Raw genomic sequence first — 14,005 nt, forward strand, 5'->3', positions numbered from 1 at the left:
GGTCCGTGAGCAGGTCCGCAAGGAACACGGGGCTACCCAGGAACCTCCCCCTCCCCCGCGTGCGGGGGAGGGCCGGGGTGGGGGCGGAAGGCGCGGCGCTGTCGTCTCGCCCCATCCGCGTTTGGCCGGTCCCGGGCATCAAGCCGGCTGCTATGAAGCGGCTGCGGTCTCTCCCGCCAGCAGGAGAGGGGAATTCACGTTAAGTTGGCGCCATTCTCCTTAAGGCGTGGACTCTCCGTAGCCGCCGCCGGGGCCGCCTCCGCCGCCCGGCCCGCGCCTGCGGCGGCCGCCACCGCCATCCGGCCCACCATCACGGTCCGGCGCCGCGCGGAACTGCGCGTTCCAGCGCTCCAGTTGCTCCGGCGTCAGCGTCGCGGCGACGGCCGCGTCGAAGCGCGCCTGGATCATCAGCTGCTCGCTCAGCTCTTGCCCCTGGCGCTGGACGAGTGGTTCCAGGCGCGCCAGGTAGTCCGCTTGTGTTTTCGAGAGCTGGTCGATCTGTCTGCGAAGGTCGTCGGCCTCGGCCGCGAGTCGGCGGCGTTCGGCGTCGTCGCGGTCGTAGGCGTTGAGCACGGCGGTCCGCTGCACGTCGCTGGCCTCGACTGCGCCCAGCGCCCGCATCACGGCCTTCTCGGTCGCCCGCGGCGAGGACTCGTCTCGACCGTGGCCGCGTGGCGGTTCGTGACTGCAGGCGCATAGCAGCATCAGGCCCAGCAACGGCAGGCCGCGCAGGATCGATGAGGCTGGGAGCTTCATGGTTCGCGTTGGTCGATGGGTGGCAGGCTTGCTGAACGATGACGCGGGGCGCGGTTAAGTGGCGTGGCGCGAAAGTAACGGAAAGTATTCGGCTCTTAGGGCAGGCGGGAAGCACCCGTCCTACGATGCTCGATTACTTCGTTACCAACCGTTGCAAAGCCCGCATGAGCAAACGGCGCCGGCGCTGTCTGAGCTTGATCATCGTGTCGTGCAGTGAGTCCACTTGGACTCTGAATCAACCCAAGGAAGCCGCCATGCGCATCACCCGAACCCACAGTCTTGCTGGCGTCATCGGTGCGGCTCTGTTGACGGCCGCCTCCAGCGCTTTCGCCGAAGCCACTATCGACGAGGTCTACAAGGCGGCCGCGGCCGGGCAGGTGACGGAGGCGCAGGCGATGATGCAGGACGTGCTGAAGGCGCATCCGGACAGCGCCAAGGCGCATTTCGTCGAGGCCGAGCTGCTGGCGCGGCAGCGTGACATCAGCGGCGCCCGCGCCGAGCTGGCGCGCGCGACGGCGATCAATCCTTCGCTGTCGTTCGCCAAGCCGCAGGCTGTCGAATCGCTGAAGCGGCAACTGGGCGGCAACGGTGAGCGCGTGATTCAGCGGGCGCCGGCAGTCTCGCGCGGCATGCCGTCGTGGTTCTGGCCGATCGGCCTCGGCCTGCTGATCGCCTTCATTGTCTGGATGGTGCGCACTCGCCTGCCCGGCCCCGGCTACTCCGGCGGCGCTGGCAACATGAATCCCTATCCGACGACGCCGTATTCGCCTTATGGCGCGCCGCCGCAGGCTCCATCCGGCGGCTCCGGCCTGCTCGGCAGCCTGGCGACCGGTGCCGCGATCGGCGGCGGTATCGTCGCCGGCGAAGCGCTGGCGCATCGCCTGCTCGATTCCGACGAGCCGCGCCACTTTCGTGACGGCGACTACGGCCCGTCGAACTACGACAACGCGCCTCAGGACAACAGCATGGGCGGCGACGACTTCGGCATCAGCGACTCCGGCGGTTGGGACGACGACAACAGCGGCGGCGGTGGCTGGTAGGCGGTCGGGACACGTCGTAATACGAAAGGCACGAACTTAACGAGCAATCCCCTCTCCTGCAGGCGGGAGAGGGATGAGGGATCGCTAGGTTTTACGGTGGTGCTATTCGTCCTGATACGGCGACAGTGTCGCTGGCCAATGGCAATCATCGCCACCGGCGAAATGCGCTGGTCTGCGCGATAGCGGCATCGCATTCTGCCGATACGAAAAACAAATCCTCCCGTTTCCTTGAGATCCCTGCGCCTGGCCGTACCATTCATGGGTATGGATTCGACGGCACCACAGCCGCAGCGAATTCAAAACCGGAATGAACCAGGAGCTGCGTCATGAGCGAACACATTTCTCACATTACCGATGCATCCTTTGAACAGGATGTACTCAAGTCCGGCACGCCAGTGCTGGTCGACTTCTGGGCGGAATGGTGCGGCCCCTGCAAGGCGATCGCGCCCATCCTCGAGCAGATTGCCGCGGAGCAGCTTGGCAAGCTGAAAGTCGTGAAGCTCGACATCGATGCCAATCCGGCGACGGCGCCGCAATTCGGCATCCGCGGCATCCCGACCATGATCCTGTTCATCGACGGAAAGCCGGCCGCAACCCAGGTCGGATCGGTGAGCAAGGCCAAGCTCGCGGCATTTCTGGAACCGCATATGGCTGCGGCGTAAATCGCTTCACTGGGGTATGGGTAACTCAGCCGATGCCTTGATGAAGTCGACGAACGCCCGCAGCGGCGCGGGCACCAGGCGGCGCCCGGAGTAGTAGAGGAACGGCCCGGAAAAACGCTGCCACCAAGGCTCGAGGATGGGCTCGAGTGCGCCGCTTTCAAAATGGGGGCGCAGCCAATCATCGAACAGATAGATGATGCCGGTGCCTGCGACGGCGGCTTCGACGGCGAGATCGGTCGCCGCACCCACGCTGACGAGTAGCGGCCCTGTGGGGTCGACCCGCAGCAGTTCACCGTCGCGCTCGAACTCCCATGGTGGCATTGCGCCGCTGCTGAAGCGGCCACGCAGACAGGCATGCTTGAGCAGCTCGCTGGGATGCTCGGGACGACCATGGCGATCGAGGTACGCTGGAGCGGCGGCCGTCGCGAAACGCTGGACACGAGGCCCGATCGGCACGGCGATCATGTCCTGCTCCAGGCGTTCGTCGTAGCGGATGCCGGCATCGCAGCCAGCGGCGATTATGTCGATGTAGGTGTCCACGGCGCTTACCTCCAGACGGATATCCGGGTAAGCGGCGAGAAACGGCGGCACGATCGCCGGCAGCACCAGCCTGGCCGCACTGACCGGGACATTGAGCCGGAGCGTACCCGCCGGCTTGTCGCGAAAGCCGTTGACCACGTCGAGCGCCGCTTCAACTTCGGTCAATGCCGGGGCCAGCCGATCAAGCAGCCGCCCGCCCGCCTCGGTGGGCACGACACTGCGCGTCGTGCGGTGGAGCAGCCGCACACCGAGCTGCGTTTCCAGCCGACGAACCGCCTCGCTAAGCGCCGAGGCGCTGCTGCCGCTGGCGCGGGCGCCATCGCGGAAGCCCTTAGCCCGCGCGACGGCGACGAATGCGTTCAGATCACCGAGATCAACTTTCAAGTTCGCGCACTGTTCGATCACTGTTCGATCACTGTTCGTGATCCCGCACGGCCTGTGCGGATAGTGCCCGGTTATCGTGCGTGCCGCCAAGGCGTAGTGTGGCGTCTTCTCGAAAAGGAGTTCGATCATGCCCAGCCTTCATCAATCCCCCCGCTTCAAGATCGGCGCGCGGCGCGGCGCCGATGCGTCATGGAGCCCGGCGTTTTCTGCGGTGGAACTGACGCAGGCGGTACACGACAACCTGCGCAATCTCGGCCTGGACGTGCTGGAGGTGGTCAATCTGCGGATCATGTTCGGTGTGCACGGTCCGGCCGAAGGATCGATAGCGGAGCAGCTCAGCGTGCTGGCCGAACTCCAGCGGCAAGGCCTGGTACGTCACATCGGCCTGAGCAATGTAACGCCCGCGCAGGTCACGGAAGGGCGCCGAATCTGCGAGATCGTTTGCGTACAGAACCATTACAACCTGGCGCATCGCGAAGACGATGCCTTGATCGACGAACTGGCCCGCGACGGCATCGCCTACGTGCCGTTTTTCCCGCTCGGCGGATTCAGCCCGCTGCAGTCGGCCACCTTATCCGAGGTCGCGGCGCGTCTGGGCGCGACGCCGATGCAGGTCGCACTCGCCTGGTTGCTGCGCCGTTCGCCGAACATCCTGCTGATTCCCGGCACCTCATCGGTTGCGCATCTGCGCGAGAACCTTGCTGCGGCCGAGCTGAATTTGCCGGACGACGCGATCACAGCGCTGGATGGAATCGCCGCGGGCAGGCGTTCGAGCTAAAGCGACAAAGTATGAGGCCCGGCCGTCGCCGTTCAATCGTCGCGTGTGCGCATCGCATCGGCCATGCGGAACATCGGCAGCTCCAGCATTTCGCGGACTTCAACACTGGCGCCCAGCTCATTGAGCGCGGCGTGCATGCACCACAGCCACGGATGCGGCTTGATGTGCATGCGGCCGGCAGCGCGCCTTGCCTGCACAGGACCAGCCGCTACGCAATGATCCGCATCAAGGTCCGTGCGCCGGCCGCGTTCCTATGATCCTCGCCCTCCACACCGGCTACCCCGCGATGAGCAATCTCCTGCTGGACTTCAATACTCGCGGCGGCGTCATCAACGGCAGCGAGCCGCGCGAGATCGACATCCGCCCGCAGTATCGCTGGGCCTGGCAGAAGTATCTCGACGGCTGCGCCAATCACTGGATGCCGCAGGAGATCAACATGGCCGCCGACGTCGCACTATGGAACGACCCGCAGGGCCTCAGCGACGACGAGCGCCAGGTGATCAAGCGCAACCTCGGTTTCTTCACCACAGCCGATTCACTGGCGGCCAACAACATCGTGCTCGGCACGTACCGCCACATCACCAGCGCCGAATGCCGCCGCTACCTGCTGCGCCAGGCCTTCGAGGAGGCGCTGCACACGCATGCCTATCAGTACATCGTCGAGAGCCTGAGCCTGGATGAGGGCGAGATCTTCAACATGTACCACGAGGTGCCGAGCATCCACGACAAGGCTGCGTTCCTGCTGCCGTTCATCGATACACTGACCGACCCGAACTTCCGCACCGGCACGCCGGAAAACGACCAGCGCCTGCTGCGTTCGCTGATCGTGTTCGCCTGCATCATGGAGGGCTTGTTCTTCTACGTGGGCTTTGTGCAGATCCTGTCGTTCGGCCGGCGCAACAAGATGGTCGGCGCCGCCGAGCAATACCAGTACATCCTGCGCGACGAGTCCATGCATCTGAACTTCGGCATCGACCTGATCAACCAGATCAAACTGGAGAACCCGCCGCTGTGGACGCCAGCCTTCCGCGACGAGATCCGCAGCCTGCTGGACCAGGCCGTGGCGCTGGAATATCGCTACGCCGTCGACACCATGCCGCGCGGCGTGCTCGGGCTCAATGCCGAAATGTTCCGCGAATACCTGCGCTACATCGCCAACCGCCGCGCCACCCAGATCGGCCTCCAGGAGATCTACCCCGGAGCCGACAATCCGTTCCCGTGGATGAGCGAGGTGATCGATCTGAAGAAGGAGAAGAACTTCTTCGAAACGCGCGTCACCGAGTACCAGACCGGCGGCGCGCTGCGCTGGGATTGATGACGACGACGCAGCTTATCGCAGCCGGCTTGATGCCCGGAACCGGCCCGCTCCTTCCCGCGCGAGCGGGGGAAGGCGTTTGGCTCAGTGGGGAGTGACATTGAGTCACTCCCCACTGAGCCAAACGCGGATGGGGGCGAGACGACAGCGCCGCGCCTTCCGCCCCCACCCCGGCCCTCCCCCGCACGCGGGGGAGGGAGAGGTTCCTGGGTAGCCCCGTGTTCCTTGCGGACCTGCTCATGGGCCATGACCCGGTGGCGGGTCGTGACCCCAATGTCACTACCTTAGGAAGAAAATCCCCTCTCCCGCTTGCGGGAGAGGGTGGCGCGGAGCGCCGGGTGAGGGGCTTCTTTCCGCCGAACAGCCCCTCATCCGCCCCTTCGGGGCACCTTCTCCCGCAAGCGGGAGAAGGGACTGCAACGCTTAAGGTAGTGCCATTGAGGTCACAACCCGCCCGGTCTGCGCAAGGTTCATGGAGAGCCCCGTGTTCCTTGCGGACCTGCTCACGGACCCTGAACCCCTGCGTAGGCTGGGATGGAGCGAAGCGCAATCCCAGCACGGCGGCCCGAATCCAGCGCTGGGTTTCCGCTGCGCTGCTACCCAGCCTACGGGTGGGTCGGGCTCTCGGTTCATGGAAAGGGTCCCGCGCAGCGGGGGGTGAGGGCCTGCGGCTATTTCGTCACCAAGTCAGTGCCATTCTGCTCGTCAACCGAGCCCCGCCACGGCGGCCCGCAATGTCGGCTTTGCGAAGTCCAGAAACGCGCGCAACTTCAGCGGGAGCAGCGGCTGGGGCTTGTAGACGAGGTTTATCGGCATCGCCTTGGTTTCAAAGCCTTTCAATAGCCGCAGCAGCGTTCCGCTCTGCAAGGCATTCGCCGCCTGGTAGGACAGCACGCGGGTGATGCCGATGCCGGCAATCGCGGAGTCCACGGCCGCCTCCGCGGTGGAGACCACGAGCCGTGAGCGCACTGGAATCGTGGTCGTGGATGATCCGGCTCGAAAGCTCCAGTGATAGGACGACGACAGGGCGCCGAACGTCACGCATGCACGGTCCAGCAAATCCGGCGGCGTCCTGGGGCTGCGATGCCGGGCCAGATAGTCCGGGCTGGCGCAGACCACGTGGCGCGTAGCGCCGACGCGCGCCGCGATCAGATTGCTGGTGGGCAGTTCGCCGATGCGGATCGCGAGGTCGATGTGCTCCTCGATGAGGTTCAGATCGCGATCGCCGAGTACCAGCCGGATCTGCACGTCCGGATAGGCTTCGAGAAAACGGTTAACGATCGGCAGCACATGCAGCCGGCCGAAGAAGATCGGCGCGGTGATGATGAGCTCGCCAGTAGGCGCCTGGTATTCCCCGGACGCGGCCCGCTCGGCCTCGCGCACGTCGTCGAGAATCTTCTTGCAGGCCGCCAGATACGCCTGCCCGGCATCCGTCAGTGTCAGCGCGCGCGTCGAGCGGTGCAGCAGGCGTGTACCGAGCAACTGCTCCAGATCCGCCAGCTTGCGGCTCACCGTCGGCAGCGGCATTTTCAGCCGGCGGCCGGCACCCGACAGGCTGCCAGCTTCGACGGCCGCCACAAAAACCTCCATTGCGTCGAGCCGGTCCATCCGCCTTCCAGAAAACGAGAGGGTGTTTTCAAATACTACCGTCTAGTTGGGCGTATCAAGAACTTCTACCTTGTGACCGCGGGCGCTGCGCCTGCCAAGGAGTGGAGCTGCCATGAGTTACGGATTTCTCGATATCGCCAGCACGCCGAGTGTAAAAGCCGCCCAGCGGGCAAACGGCAGCGGCGCCATGTGGGCCGGCTTCGATGGCGACCGCCAATCCGATCGCTTCGGCGAGGCGGAGATGCAGTTCATCGCCGGCCGCGACAGCTTTTACATGGCAACGGTCTCGGAAACTGGCTGGCCTTATGTGCAGCATCGCGGCGGCCCGCCGGGTCTTCTGCGCGTGCTCGACGACAGAACGCTCGCACTGCCCGATTTCCGCGGCAACCGCCAGTACATCAGCGTCGGCAATCTGGCGGCGGACAACCGGGCCGCGCTGATCCTGATGGATTATCCGCATCGTCGTCGTCTTAAGATCTACGCTCGCATCGAGATGAAGGAACTCGCCGCGGATGCGGAATTGGCGGCGAAAATCGCGATGCCCGGCAGCAAAGCCAAGATCGAGCGCGCCTTTGTTCTGCATCTTGAAGCCTTCGACTGGAATTGCCCGCAGCACATCACGCCGCGCTACACCGAAGCCGAGCTGCAGCAGGCCCTGGCACCGATCAAGCTGCGTATCGAGAAGCTCGAAGCCGAGAACCAATCACTGCGCGAACAACTCGCCGCAAAAGGAAACTGAAGCAGGCCGAAGATCGTCCGTCTGCAGCCTGCATCTCTTACACCGGCTTGCTGCCGAATGCGTAAAGCGCGCCGGTGCGACCGGCGCGGCCGATCACCACGACGCCGTCACCGGCGCGGACACGTGTGCTGGAGGCCGGCCGATTGACGGTGCTGCCGTCCTGACGGTTGAGCGCGATGATCAGGAATGCGCCCTTGGCCCGGCTCTCGATCTCTTCGATCGTGAGGCCGGTGAACGGGCCCCGCGCTGCAGCTGTGACCACTTCGAGCTCCAGCCCGAGCCCGTGGAGTTCGGTTTCGAACCCACGGTTCTGCGGCGAACTGCGAATCAGCCGCGTCGCTTCGGGATGCAGGATGATCTCGGCGATGCGTTCGGCACCGATGTGGGCCGGCAGTACGACCTGATTGGCGCCGGCGTTCAGCAGTTTGCTTTCGGTGGCCGGCATTTCCCCGCGCGCGATGATTTGCAAACCAAGGTTGAGGCTGCGCGCACTCAAGGTGATAAAGACGTTCGCTGCGTCGTCCGGTAGCACGCTGGCGAGAATCCGGGCGCGCTTCACACCGGCCGTGATCAGCAGCTCCTCGTCGGTGGCCTCGCCCTGAACGCACAGATAGTTCAGAGCACGCGCCTCGGCCACGCGTTTGTCGGCGCGCTCCAGCACCACGAAAGTGGTGCCGCTGGAATGCAGCTCGCGCGCCAGCATGTTGCCGATGCGTCCAAAGCCGCAGACGATGACGTGATCACTGAGCCGGTCGATTTCGGTTTTCATGCGCTTGAGTCCCAGTAGCTGGGCGAGTTGGCTTGCGGTGAAAAACTGCACCAGGGCGCCGGTGACGAAAATCATACCGGTGCAGCCGAGCACGATCAGAAGGATCGTGAGGCAGTGAAGCAAAGGTGTATTGATCGGGTGCACCTCCTGATAACCGACGCTGAAAATGGTGAGGATCACCATGTAGAGCGCATCGCCCGCGGTCCAGCCCGCGAGCATATAGCCGGCCACGCCGAGGACCGTCACCAGCAGGATGAAGGCGACGCCACCGATCAGGTTGCGCGCGGGCGACGGGCCCACAGTCACGGCGAGCCTCGGCCGCCAGCGCGGCTCCGGAGTGCCCGCGAGGATGGATAGGGGCACCAATGCTCGCTGCTGCTGTGCTTGCCAGACCTCATCGCTTGCTTCGTCCCCGCATACCCCGTTACAGGGCGTCCGGGACACGCAAGTTCGGTGCTCATGCCGACGCGACGACGCACCCCTCACAGATCCCGATTTCGTTCCAGCAGTCGATGCCGCCTGAAACACGCGGCCGCCCGATGTCCGCGCGCCCGGATTCTGTCACACCGGGCGGCTGGCAGATCGATCTCAAGCCTCTCGCCACCGAGCAGCCCGGGGCTTGCGCGCGTTGCCTGCTGGAGCCAGTGCTGCCCGCGTTTGCGGTTGATCGAGACAAGATCGGCGGCAGCGAACAAGGATTGCGTAGAGCGGCAGCATCCCGCCTTCCGCGGGCGGTCGCGAAAGGCGGGATGCGCTTCGCTCCTCCCGCCCTACTTGCGCGCATGCGAGAGAGGGGACCTCAGCTAAACTTCGTCAATCCGAGGAGTCGACTTGAATAGCCTATCGTTCTGGGAGCAGCTGAAGCGTCGTAACGTGCCGCGGGTCGCGGCGTTTTACGCGGGCTCGGCCTGGCTGCTGGTGCAGGTGGCGACCCAGGTGTTCCCGTTTTTCGACGTGCCGAACTGGGCGGTGCGGCTGGTCGTGATCGCGGCCTTCCTCGGCTTCCCGTTCGTGATCGCGTTTTCGTGGTTCTACGAACTCACGCCGCTGGGCCTGAAACGCGAAAGCGAGATGGCGGCCGACGCATCGATCCCGCGCAGCTCCGGCCGCCGGCTCGACCGCTGGATCATCGCGGTACTGTCGCTGGCCGTGGTCGTGCTGCTGGCCAGCCTGTTCGTCCGCGGCGGCAAGCCGCAGCCGCAAAAAGCGGATGCGGACAAGTCCATCGCCGTGCTGCCGTTCGAGAGCTTGTCCGACGACAAGAGCAACGCCTATTTCGCGCTCGGCATCCAGGACGAGATTCTGACGCGGCTGTCGAAGATCGGCGGTCTGCGGGTGATCTCGCGCACCTCCACTGCACGCTACGCCAGCAACCCCGACGATCTGCCCGACATCGCCAAGCGCCTCGGCGTGGCGCATGTGCTCGAAGGCAGCGTGCAGAAGTCCGGCGATACCGTGCGCATCAACGTGCAGCTGATCCACGCCGCCACCGATCAGCATCTGTGGGCCGAAATCTATGATCGCAAGCTCGACAACATGTTCAGCGTCGAAGGTGAAGTGGCGCAGGCGATCGCCGAAGCGCTGAACACGCGGCTGACGAGCAACGAGCACGCGGCGATGAACGCAGCGCCGACGCGCAATGCCGCGGCCTACGATCTGTATCTGCGCGGCCTCAACTCCGAACTGCGCTACACCAGCCAGCAGGATTACTTCGATGCCGAGCGCTACTACCGCGAGGCGGTGCGCGCCGACCCTGCATTCGCGCTGGCCTGGGCGCACCTGGCCATGACCCAGAGCTACCTGTATCTCAACGGCACGGTGCGTACCGGGCAATACCTGGCCGATCTGCGCAACTCGGCCGAGACCGCGATGAAACTGCAGCCCGAACTCGGCGAAGCCTGGCTGGCGCGCGGCTACTACTACTACCGCGGCCTGGGTGATTTCGATGCCGCGATCGGCGCGTTCCAGCAGGCCAGTCAGCGCCTGCCCAACAGCGCCGAAGTCAGCGCCGCCATCGCCTACGTGCAGCGCCGCCAGGGCAAATGGGACGAAGCCTTAGCCAACCTGATGATCTCCGCGCGCCGCGATCCGCAGAACATCAGCTACTGGACCGGGCTGGCCGAAATCCACTCCGCGCTGGGTCGCTATTCGCAAGCACAGTCCACGCTCGACCACGTGCTCGAGATCAGCCCCGAGCGCGCCGTCACGCTGAAGGCAACCAAGGCCAACTACTACCAGGACGCTGGCGACCTGGACGCGGCACAGAAAATTCTCGATAGCCTGCCGCCCGACGATCCGTCGCTGGCGACGCTGTTCGGCAGGCAATGGCTGTATCGGCGTGACTACGCGCCGATCGCGCCCAAGCTGGAGAAGCTGCTTGCGGACCCCGAGGCCCAGCCGGGCGATGACAGACCGTCGATCTATAGCCTGCTCGGCGCGTCGTACTTTTTCAGCGGCCATCCCGACCCGGCGCGCGCCGCGTTTGCTGAGGGCCGGCGTCTGGCCCTGGAGTTGCGCAAGAGCGGCGTCGACTCCTTCAGCCTCTCCTGCAACCTGGGCGTGAACGAAGCCGCGCTCGGCCACCGCGACGCCGCTTTGGCGGAGGCTCGCCACTGCGTCGAGCTTGTCGGCAATGACCACTGGGAACGGCCCTTCGCGGAGACGGCCCAGACCCAGGTCCAGGTCCTGGTCGGCGACCGCGAGGCGGCGCTGGCCGTACTGCCGTCGCTGGTCGAGACACCCAATGGCGTCAGGGCCGGCGACCTGCGCTACAGCCCGGTGTGGGACACGCTGCGCGACGACGCGAGATTCAAGGCGGTGCTGGCGCGGGTGGATACACCGGCGCGCCAGTAATGCGACGCTGTGAAGTCGAAACACTCGCGACCTACCGTCAATCCCGCGAAGGCGGGAATCCAGAGTTCGCGGATGAGCGCTCAGAAACCCCTGGATTCCCGCCTTCGCGGGAATGACGCTTGGAAACTGGCCTGCGCCACGGTACTAGGCGTCCTGCTCCGCCTTGATCAGCTCCCGCAGATCGTTCGGCCGGGGCAGCCCGGCCACTTCGATCTCCGGCGCATCGCCCGCGGTGAAAATCGAAATCTTGCCCACGCCGAAGATGCGGTCGAAGAACGACTGATACACCTTCACCGAGCGTATGCCGCGGGCGTCCAGCTCGGTGCGCGCCTTGCTGAGCAGACCCTTCTCCAGCACCAGATCGTTGCCGACGAATTCCAGCTTGGTGGATTTGCACCGGAGGTACCACACCAACAGGATCACCAGACCCACCACGAGCGGAATCAGCAGCACGGCGAGAATGAACCCCAGCGGGTTGTTCCTGAACATGGCCGGGCTTTCTGCGTATTTGGCTTCCACGGGTTCCCTCAGCTGTCAGCGATGGCGGCGTCGATGCGCTCGAACCCGATGGTCGCATACCGGCAGCCTGAACTCACAGCCTCTCAAGGGACTCCGGCTTTGACGGACTTGGCCTGAAAGCGCCGGGACTCGGCATCGAACACGACATCGCCATTGACGCCATCTTTGACGAAGCGAAGCACGGCCTCGGCGTAGGCGCTGCAGAACGAGCGGTGAATCTCGTCTTCTGCTTTCATGGAAGGACATCGGCCCGGCGCTGCTGCACCAGCATAAACCGGCCCTTTAAAGCCGGGCCTCGATCGCCTTGATGATCAGCTCGTCGTCCGGCGGTGTGTCCGGGGCGAAGCGGGCGACGGCCTTGCCGTGACGGTCGACCAGGAACTTTTCGAAATTCCAGAAGACGTCGCTGTCGGATGCGGGCTTGATCCCGTACTTGAGCAGCTTCTCCTTGAAACCACTGCCTTCCATCAGTGTCGCCGCCGGCTGCTGGGCGATCAGCTCGTTGTAGAGCGGGTGGCGGTTCGGACCTGTCACCTCGATCTTGGAGAACATCGGGAAGGTGACGCCGTACTGGGTCGAGCAGAAAGACTGGATCTCCTCCTCGGTCCCCGGCTCCTGCGCGCCGAAGTCGTTGGCGGGGAACCCAAGCACCGAGAATCCGCGATCGTGAAAACGCTCGTGTAGCTTCTCGAGACCCTCGTATTGCGGAGTGAGGCCGCATTTCGACGCGACGTTGACGACGAGCAGCACCTTGCCCTCGTAGTCGGCAAGGCTCGTGGCGGCTCCCTTGATCGTAGTCAGCGCGATGGCATTCAGGTCGGCCATGATTCTTTCCTTGGCTTGTGGCGGATGGTGCGGGCGGCCTCTTGGTCACCCGATGATGAAAAGGCACTGCAGTCAACGTCATGCAAGCCCTGCATGCCTGTCTGCGGACCATGTTGAACGCCTTGGTAGCATCAGCCGCCGAGCCGGGTCAAACGGATTCGCGATGGCTGATCGCGTTACAAGCACTGCGGTTCAGCGCCCTGGGCGTCCGGGCGAGCGCCGCTTCAGACCGGCTTGCGGAACTTGTACGCAAACTGATCCGTATGCCCCTTGATCTGCGGATCGAAGACCTTGAGGCTGTGATCGTCGGCCGGGTTCTGCAGCGCGGTGCTTTCAGCCACGAACTCGAAGCCGGCCTTGAGCACTTCGGCCTTGACCACCGCGGGCTCGATGCGGTGCTTGGTCGAGGTTCCCGAACGCCCGCTGCCCACGGCATCGGCGTGGTCGATGACGACGTAGGTACCGCCCGGCTTCAGGGCTTTGAAGATCGCGGCGTTGGCCGCTGCGATCCCGTCCTCGGCGAGGTCGTGATAGTTCTGGACCGTCCACACCAGATCCACCGGCTTGGGCGCGGTGGGCGTCTCGTCGGCCAGCAACTCGGCCGTGACGTTCGGCAGCTTGAGCGCCTGAAGCGCCGGTAGCGGCTTGGCGGCGTACTTCGCCGCCGACGCGGGCCATTCGGCGTAGACGTGACCCTTGGGGCCGACGATGCGGGTGAAGATGCGAGTCCAGTAGCCCTGGCCCGGCAGCAGATCGATCACCTGGTCTCCGGGGCCGACGCCGGCAAACGCCAGCACATCGGCGGCCTTGCGACGCTCGTCGTCGATGGCCTGGTCGGCACGGGCCGGATTGGCGAGCGCAGCGGCGACTGCCTTTTGGGTTTCGGCGGCGCTGTGTTCCCCGTGGCTGGCCGATACCGATCCGCTGGCGATCAGGGCGGCGAACGCGATACTCAGATAAGTTGCTTTCATGTGATTTCTTGTCCAGTTCGTGTCGGGCGGGTTCGCCCCGGCATCGCATGGTGGCCGCGGAATATTTCGCCGTGACTGCATAGACGATAGCGCAAGCGACCGGGTGCCGACCTACGCGGGACTCATGTTGTAGCGCAATCGGGATCGCGGTCCGTGCTGTTCGCGGTCGAGCCTGCGCTCGCAGCGTCGATGGACGGCGTGTATCTGGATCGCACCGGTAGGAGCGGGTCATACCGGTGCAGCTGA

13 protein-coding genes and 2 pseudogenes are annotated in these 14,005 nt (G+C 64.7%); 6 read left to right on the forward strand and 9 right to left on the reverse strand.

All coding sequences use genetic code 11. The features are described 5' to 3' along the window. Positions 1 to 219 precede the first annotated feature (219 nt). Complete coding sequence (locus tag JWQ90_RS06155) at positions 220 to 756, reverse strand: hypothetical protein (RefSeq protein ID WP_299690797.1); 537 nt, start codon at positions 754 to 756, stop codon at positions 220 to 222. A gap of 254 nt (positions 757 to 1,010) precedes the next feature. On the opposite strand from JWQ90_RS06155, the gene JWQ90_RS06160 reads away from it, so the two are divergent. Further along, positions 1,011 to 1,796, forward strand: coding sequence for a tetratricopeptide repeat protein (locus JWQ90_RS06160; RefSeq protein ID WP_299690800.1), 786 nt, complete (start codon positions 1,011 to 1,013; stop codon positions 1,794 to 1,796). 326 nt (positions 1,797 to 2,122) lie between these two features. Then, positions 2,123 to 2,458 carry a thioredoxin TrxA gene (gene trxA / locus JWQ90_RS06165; RefSeq protein ID WP_299690803.1) on the forward strand — a complete coding sequence of 112 codons (336 nt, stop codon included), beginning with the start codon at positions 2,123 to 2,125 and terminating at the stop codon, positions 2,456 to 2,458. Between the two features lie 6 nt (positions 2,459 to 2,464). Here the strand turns inward: trxA and JWQ90_RS06170 are convergent, their stop codons facing one another. After that, positions 2,465 to 3,382: a LysR substrate-binding domain-containing protein gene (locus JWQ90_RS06170; RefSeq protein ID WP_366919450.1), complete on the reverse strand. Its 918-nt coding sequence runs from the start codon at positions 3,380 to 3,382 to the stop codon at positions 2,465 to 2,467. A gap of 157 nt (positions 3,383 to 3,539) precedes the next feature. Here JWQ90_RS06170 and JWQ90_RS06175 point away from each other — a divergent pair. Then, a pseudogene (locus tag JWQ90_RS06175) lies at positions 3,540 to 4,160 on the forward strand (oxidoreductase); the annotation flags it as partial. A 32-nt stretch (positions 4,161 to 4,192) separates the two neighbouring features. On the opposite strand, the gene JWQ90_RS06180 reads toward JWQ90_RS06175, so the two are convergent. Beyond that, positions 4,193 to 4,330 (reverse strand): hypothetical protein, encoded by a 138-nt coding sequence (locus JWQ90_RS06180; RefSeq protein WP_299690812.1) that lies wholly within the window; start codon positions 4,328 to 4,330, stop codon positions 4,193 to 4,195. A gap of 197 nt (positions 4,331 to 4,527) precedes the next feature. Between JWQ90_RS06180 and JWQ90_RS06185 the strand changes: the two are divergent. After that, positions 4,528 to 5,475, forward strand: a pseudogene (locus JWQ90_RS06185) (ribonucleotide-diphosphate reductase subunit beta); the annotation flags it as partial. Positions 5,476 to 6,180: 705 nt separating this feature from the next. On the opposite strand, the gene JWQ90_RS06190 reads toward JWQ90_RS06185, so the two are convergent. Next, complete coding sequence (locus JWQ90_RS06190) at positions 6,181 to 7,083, reverse strand: LysR family transcriptional regulator (RefSeq protein ID WP_366919449.1); 903 nt, start codon at positions 7,081 to 7,083, stop codon at positions 6,181 to 6,183. A gap of 112 nt (positions 7,084 to 7,195) precedes the next feature. On the opposite strand from JWQ90_RS06190, the gene JWQ90_RS06195 reads away from it, so the two are divergent. Beyond that, positions 7,196 to 7,822, forward strand: coding sequence for a pyridoxamine 5'-phosphate oxidase family protein (locus tag JWQ90_RS06195; protein WP_299690814.1), 627 nt, complete (start codon positions 7,196 to 7,198; stop codon positions 7,820 to 7,822). A gap of 37 nt (positions 7,823 to 7,859) precedes the next feature. On the opposite strand, the gene JWQ90_RS06200 is transcribed toward JWQ90_RS06195, so the two are convergent. Next, complete coding sequence (locus JWQ90_RS06200; RefSeq protein WP_299690817.1) at positions 7,860 to 9,035, reverse strand: TrkA family potassium uptake protein; 1,176 nt, start codon at positions 9,033 to 9,035, stop codon at positions 7,860 to 7,862. Between the two features lie 387 nt (positions 9,036 to 9,422). Between JWQ90_RS06200 and JWQ90_RS06205 the strand changes: the two genes are divergently transcribed. Then, entirely contained in the window at positions 9,423 to 11,444 is a 2,022-nt protein-coding gene (locus tag JWQ90_RS06205; RefSeq protein ID WP_299690820.1) for a tetratricopeptide repeat protein, read from the forward strand. A gap of 144 nt (positions 11,445 to 11,588) precedes the next feature. On the opposite strand, the gene JWQ90_RS06210 is transcribed toward JWQ90_RS06205, so the two are convergent. The 4 genes from JWQ90_RS06210 to JWQ90_RS06225 all read right to left on the reverse strand — a co-directional run bounded on the left by JWQ90_RS06210 (position 11,589) and on the right by JWQ90_RS06225 (position 13,759). Further along, on the reverse strand, positions 11,589 to 11,933 hold the full coding sequence (locus tag JWQ90_RS06210; protein ID WP_366919451.1) for a PH domain-containing protein: 345 nt from the start codon (positions 11,931 to 11,933) through the stop codon (positions 11,589 to 11,591). A 113-nt stretch (positions 11,934 to 12,046) separates the two neighbouring features. Continuing rightward, complete coding sequence (locus JWQ90_RS06215; protein WP_299690826.1) at positions 12,047 to 12,199, reverse strand: hypothetical protein; 153 nt, start codon at positions 12,197 to 12,199, stop codon at positions 12,047 to 12,049. Positions 12,200 to 12,245: 46 nt separating this feature from the next. Further along, positions 12,246 to 12,788, reverse strand: coding sequence for a glutathione peroxidase (locus JWQ90_RS06220; RefSeq protein WP_299690829.1), 543 nt, complete (start codon positions 12,786 to 12,788; stop codon positions 12,246 to 12,248). 224 nt (positions 12,789 to 13,012) lie between these two features. After that, the gene (locus JWQ90_RS06225; RefSeq protein ID WP_299690832.1) at positions 13,013 to 13,759 is read right to left on the reverse strand and encodes a hypothetical protein; all 747 of its coding nucleotides are present in this window, start codon (positions 13,757 to 13,759) and stop codon (positions 13,013 to 13,015) included. Positions 13,760 to 14,005 lie beyond the last annotated feature (246 nt).

It is taken from the genome of Hydrocarboniphaga sp. (assembly GCF_028291725.1).
GTDB lineage: Bacteria > Pseudomonadota > Gammaproteobacteria > Nevskiales > Nevskiaceae > Hydrocarboniphaga.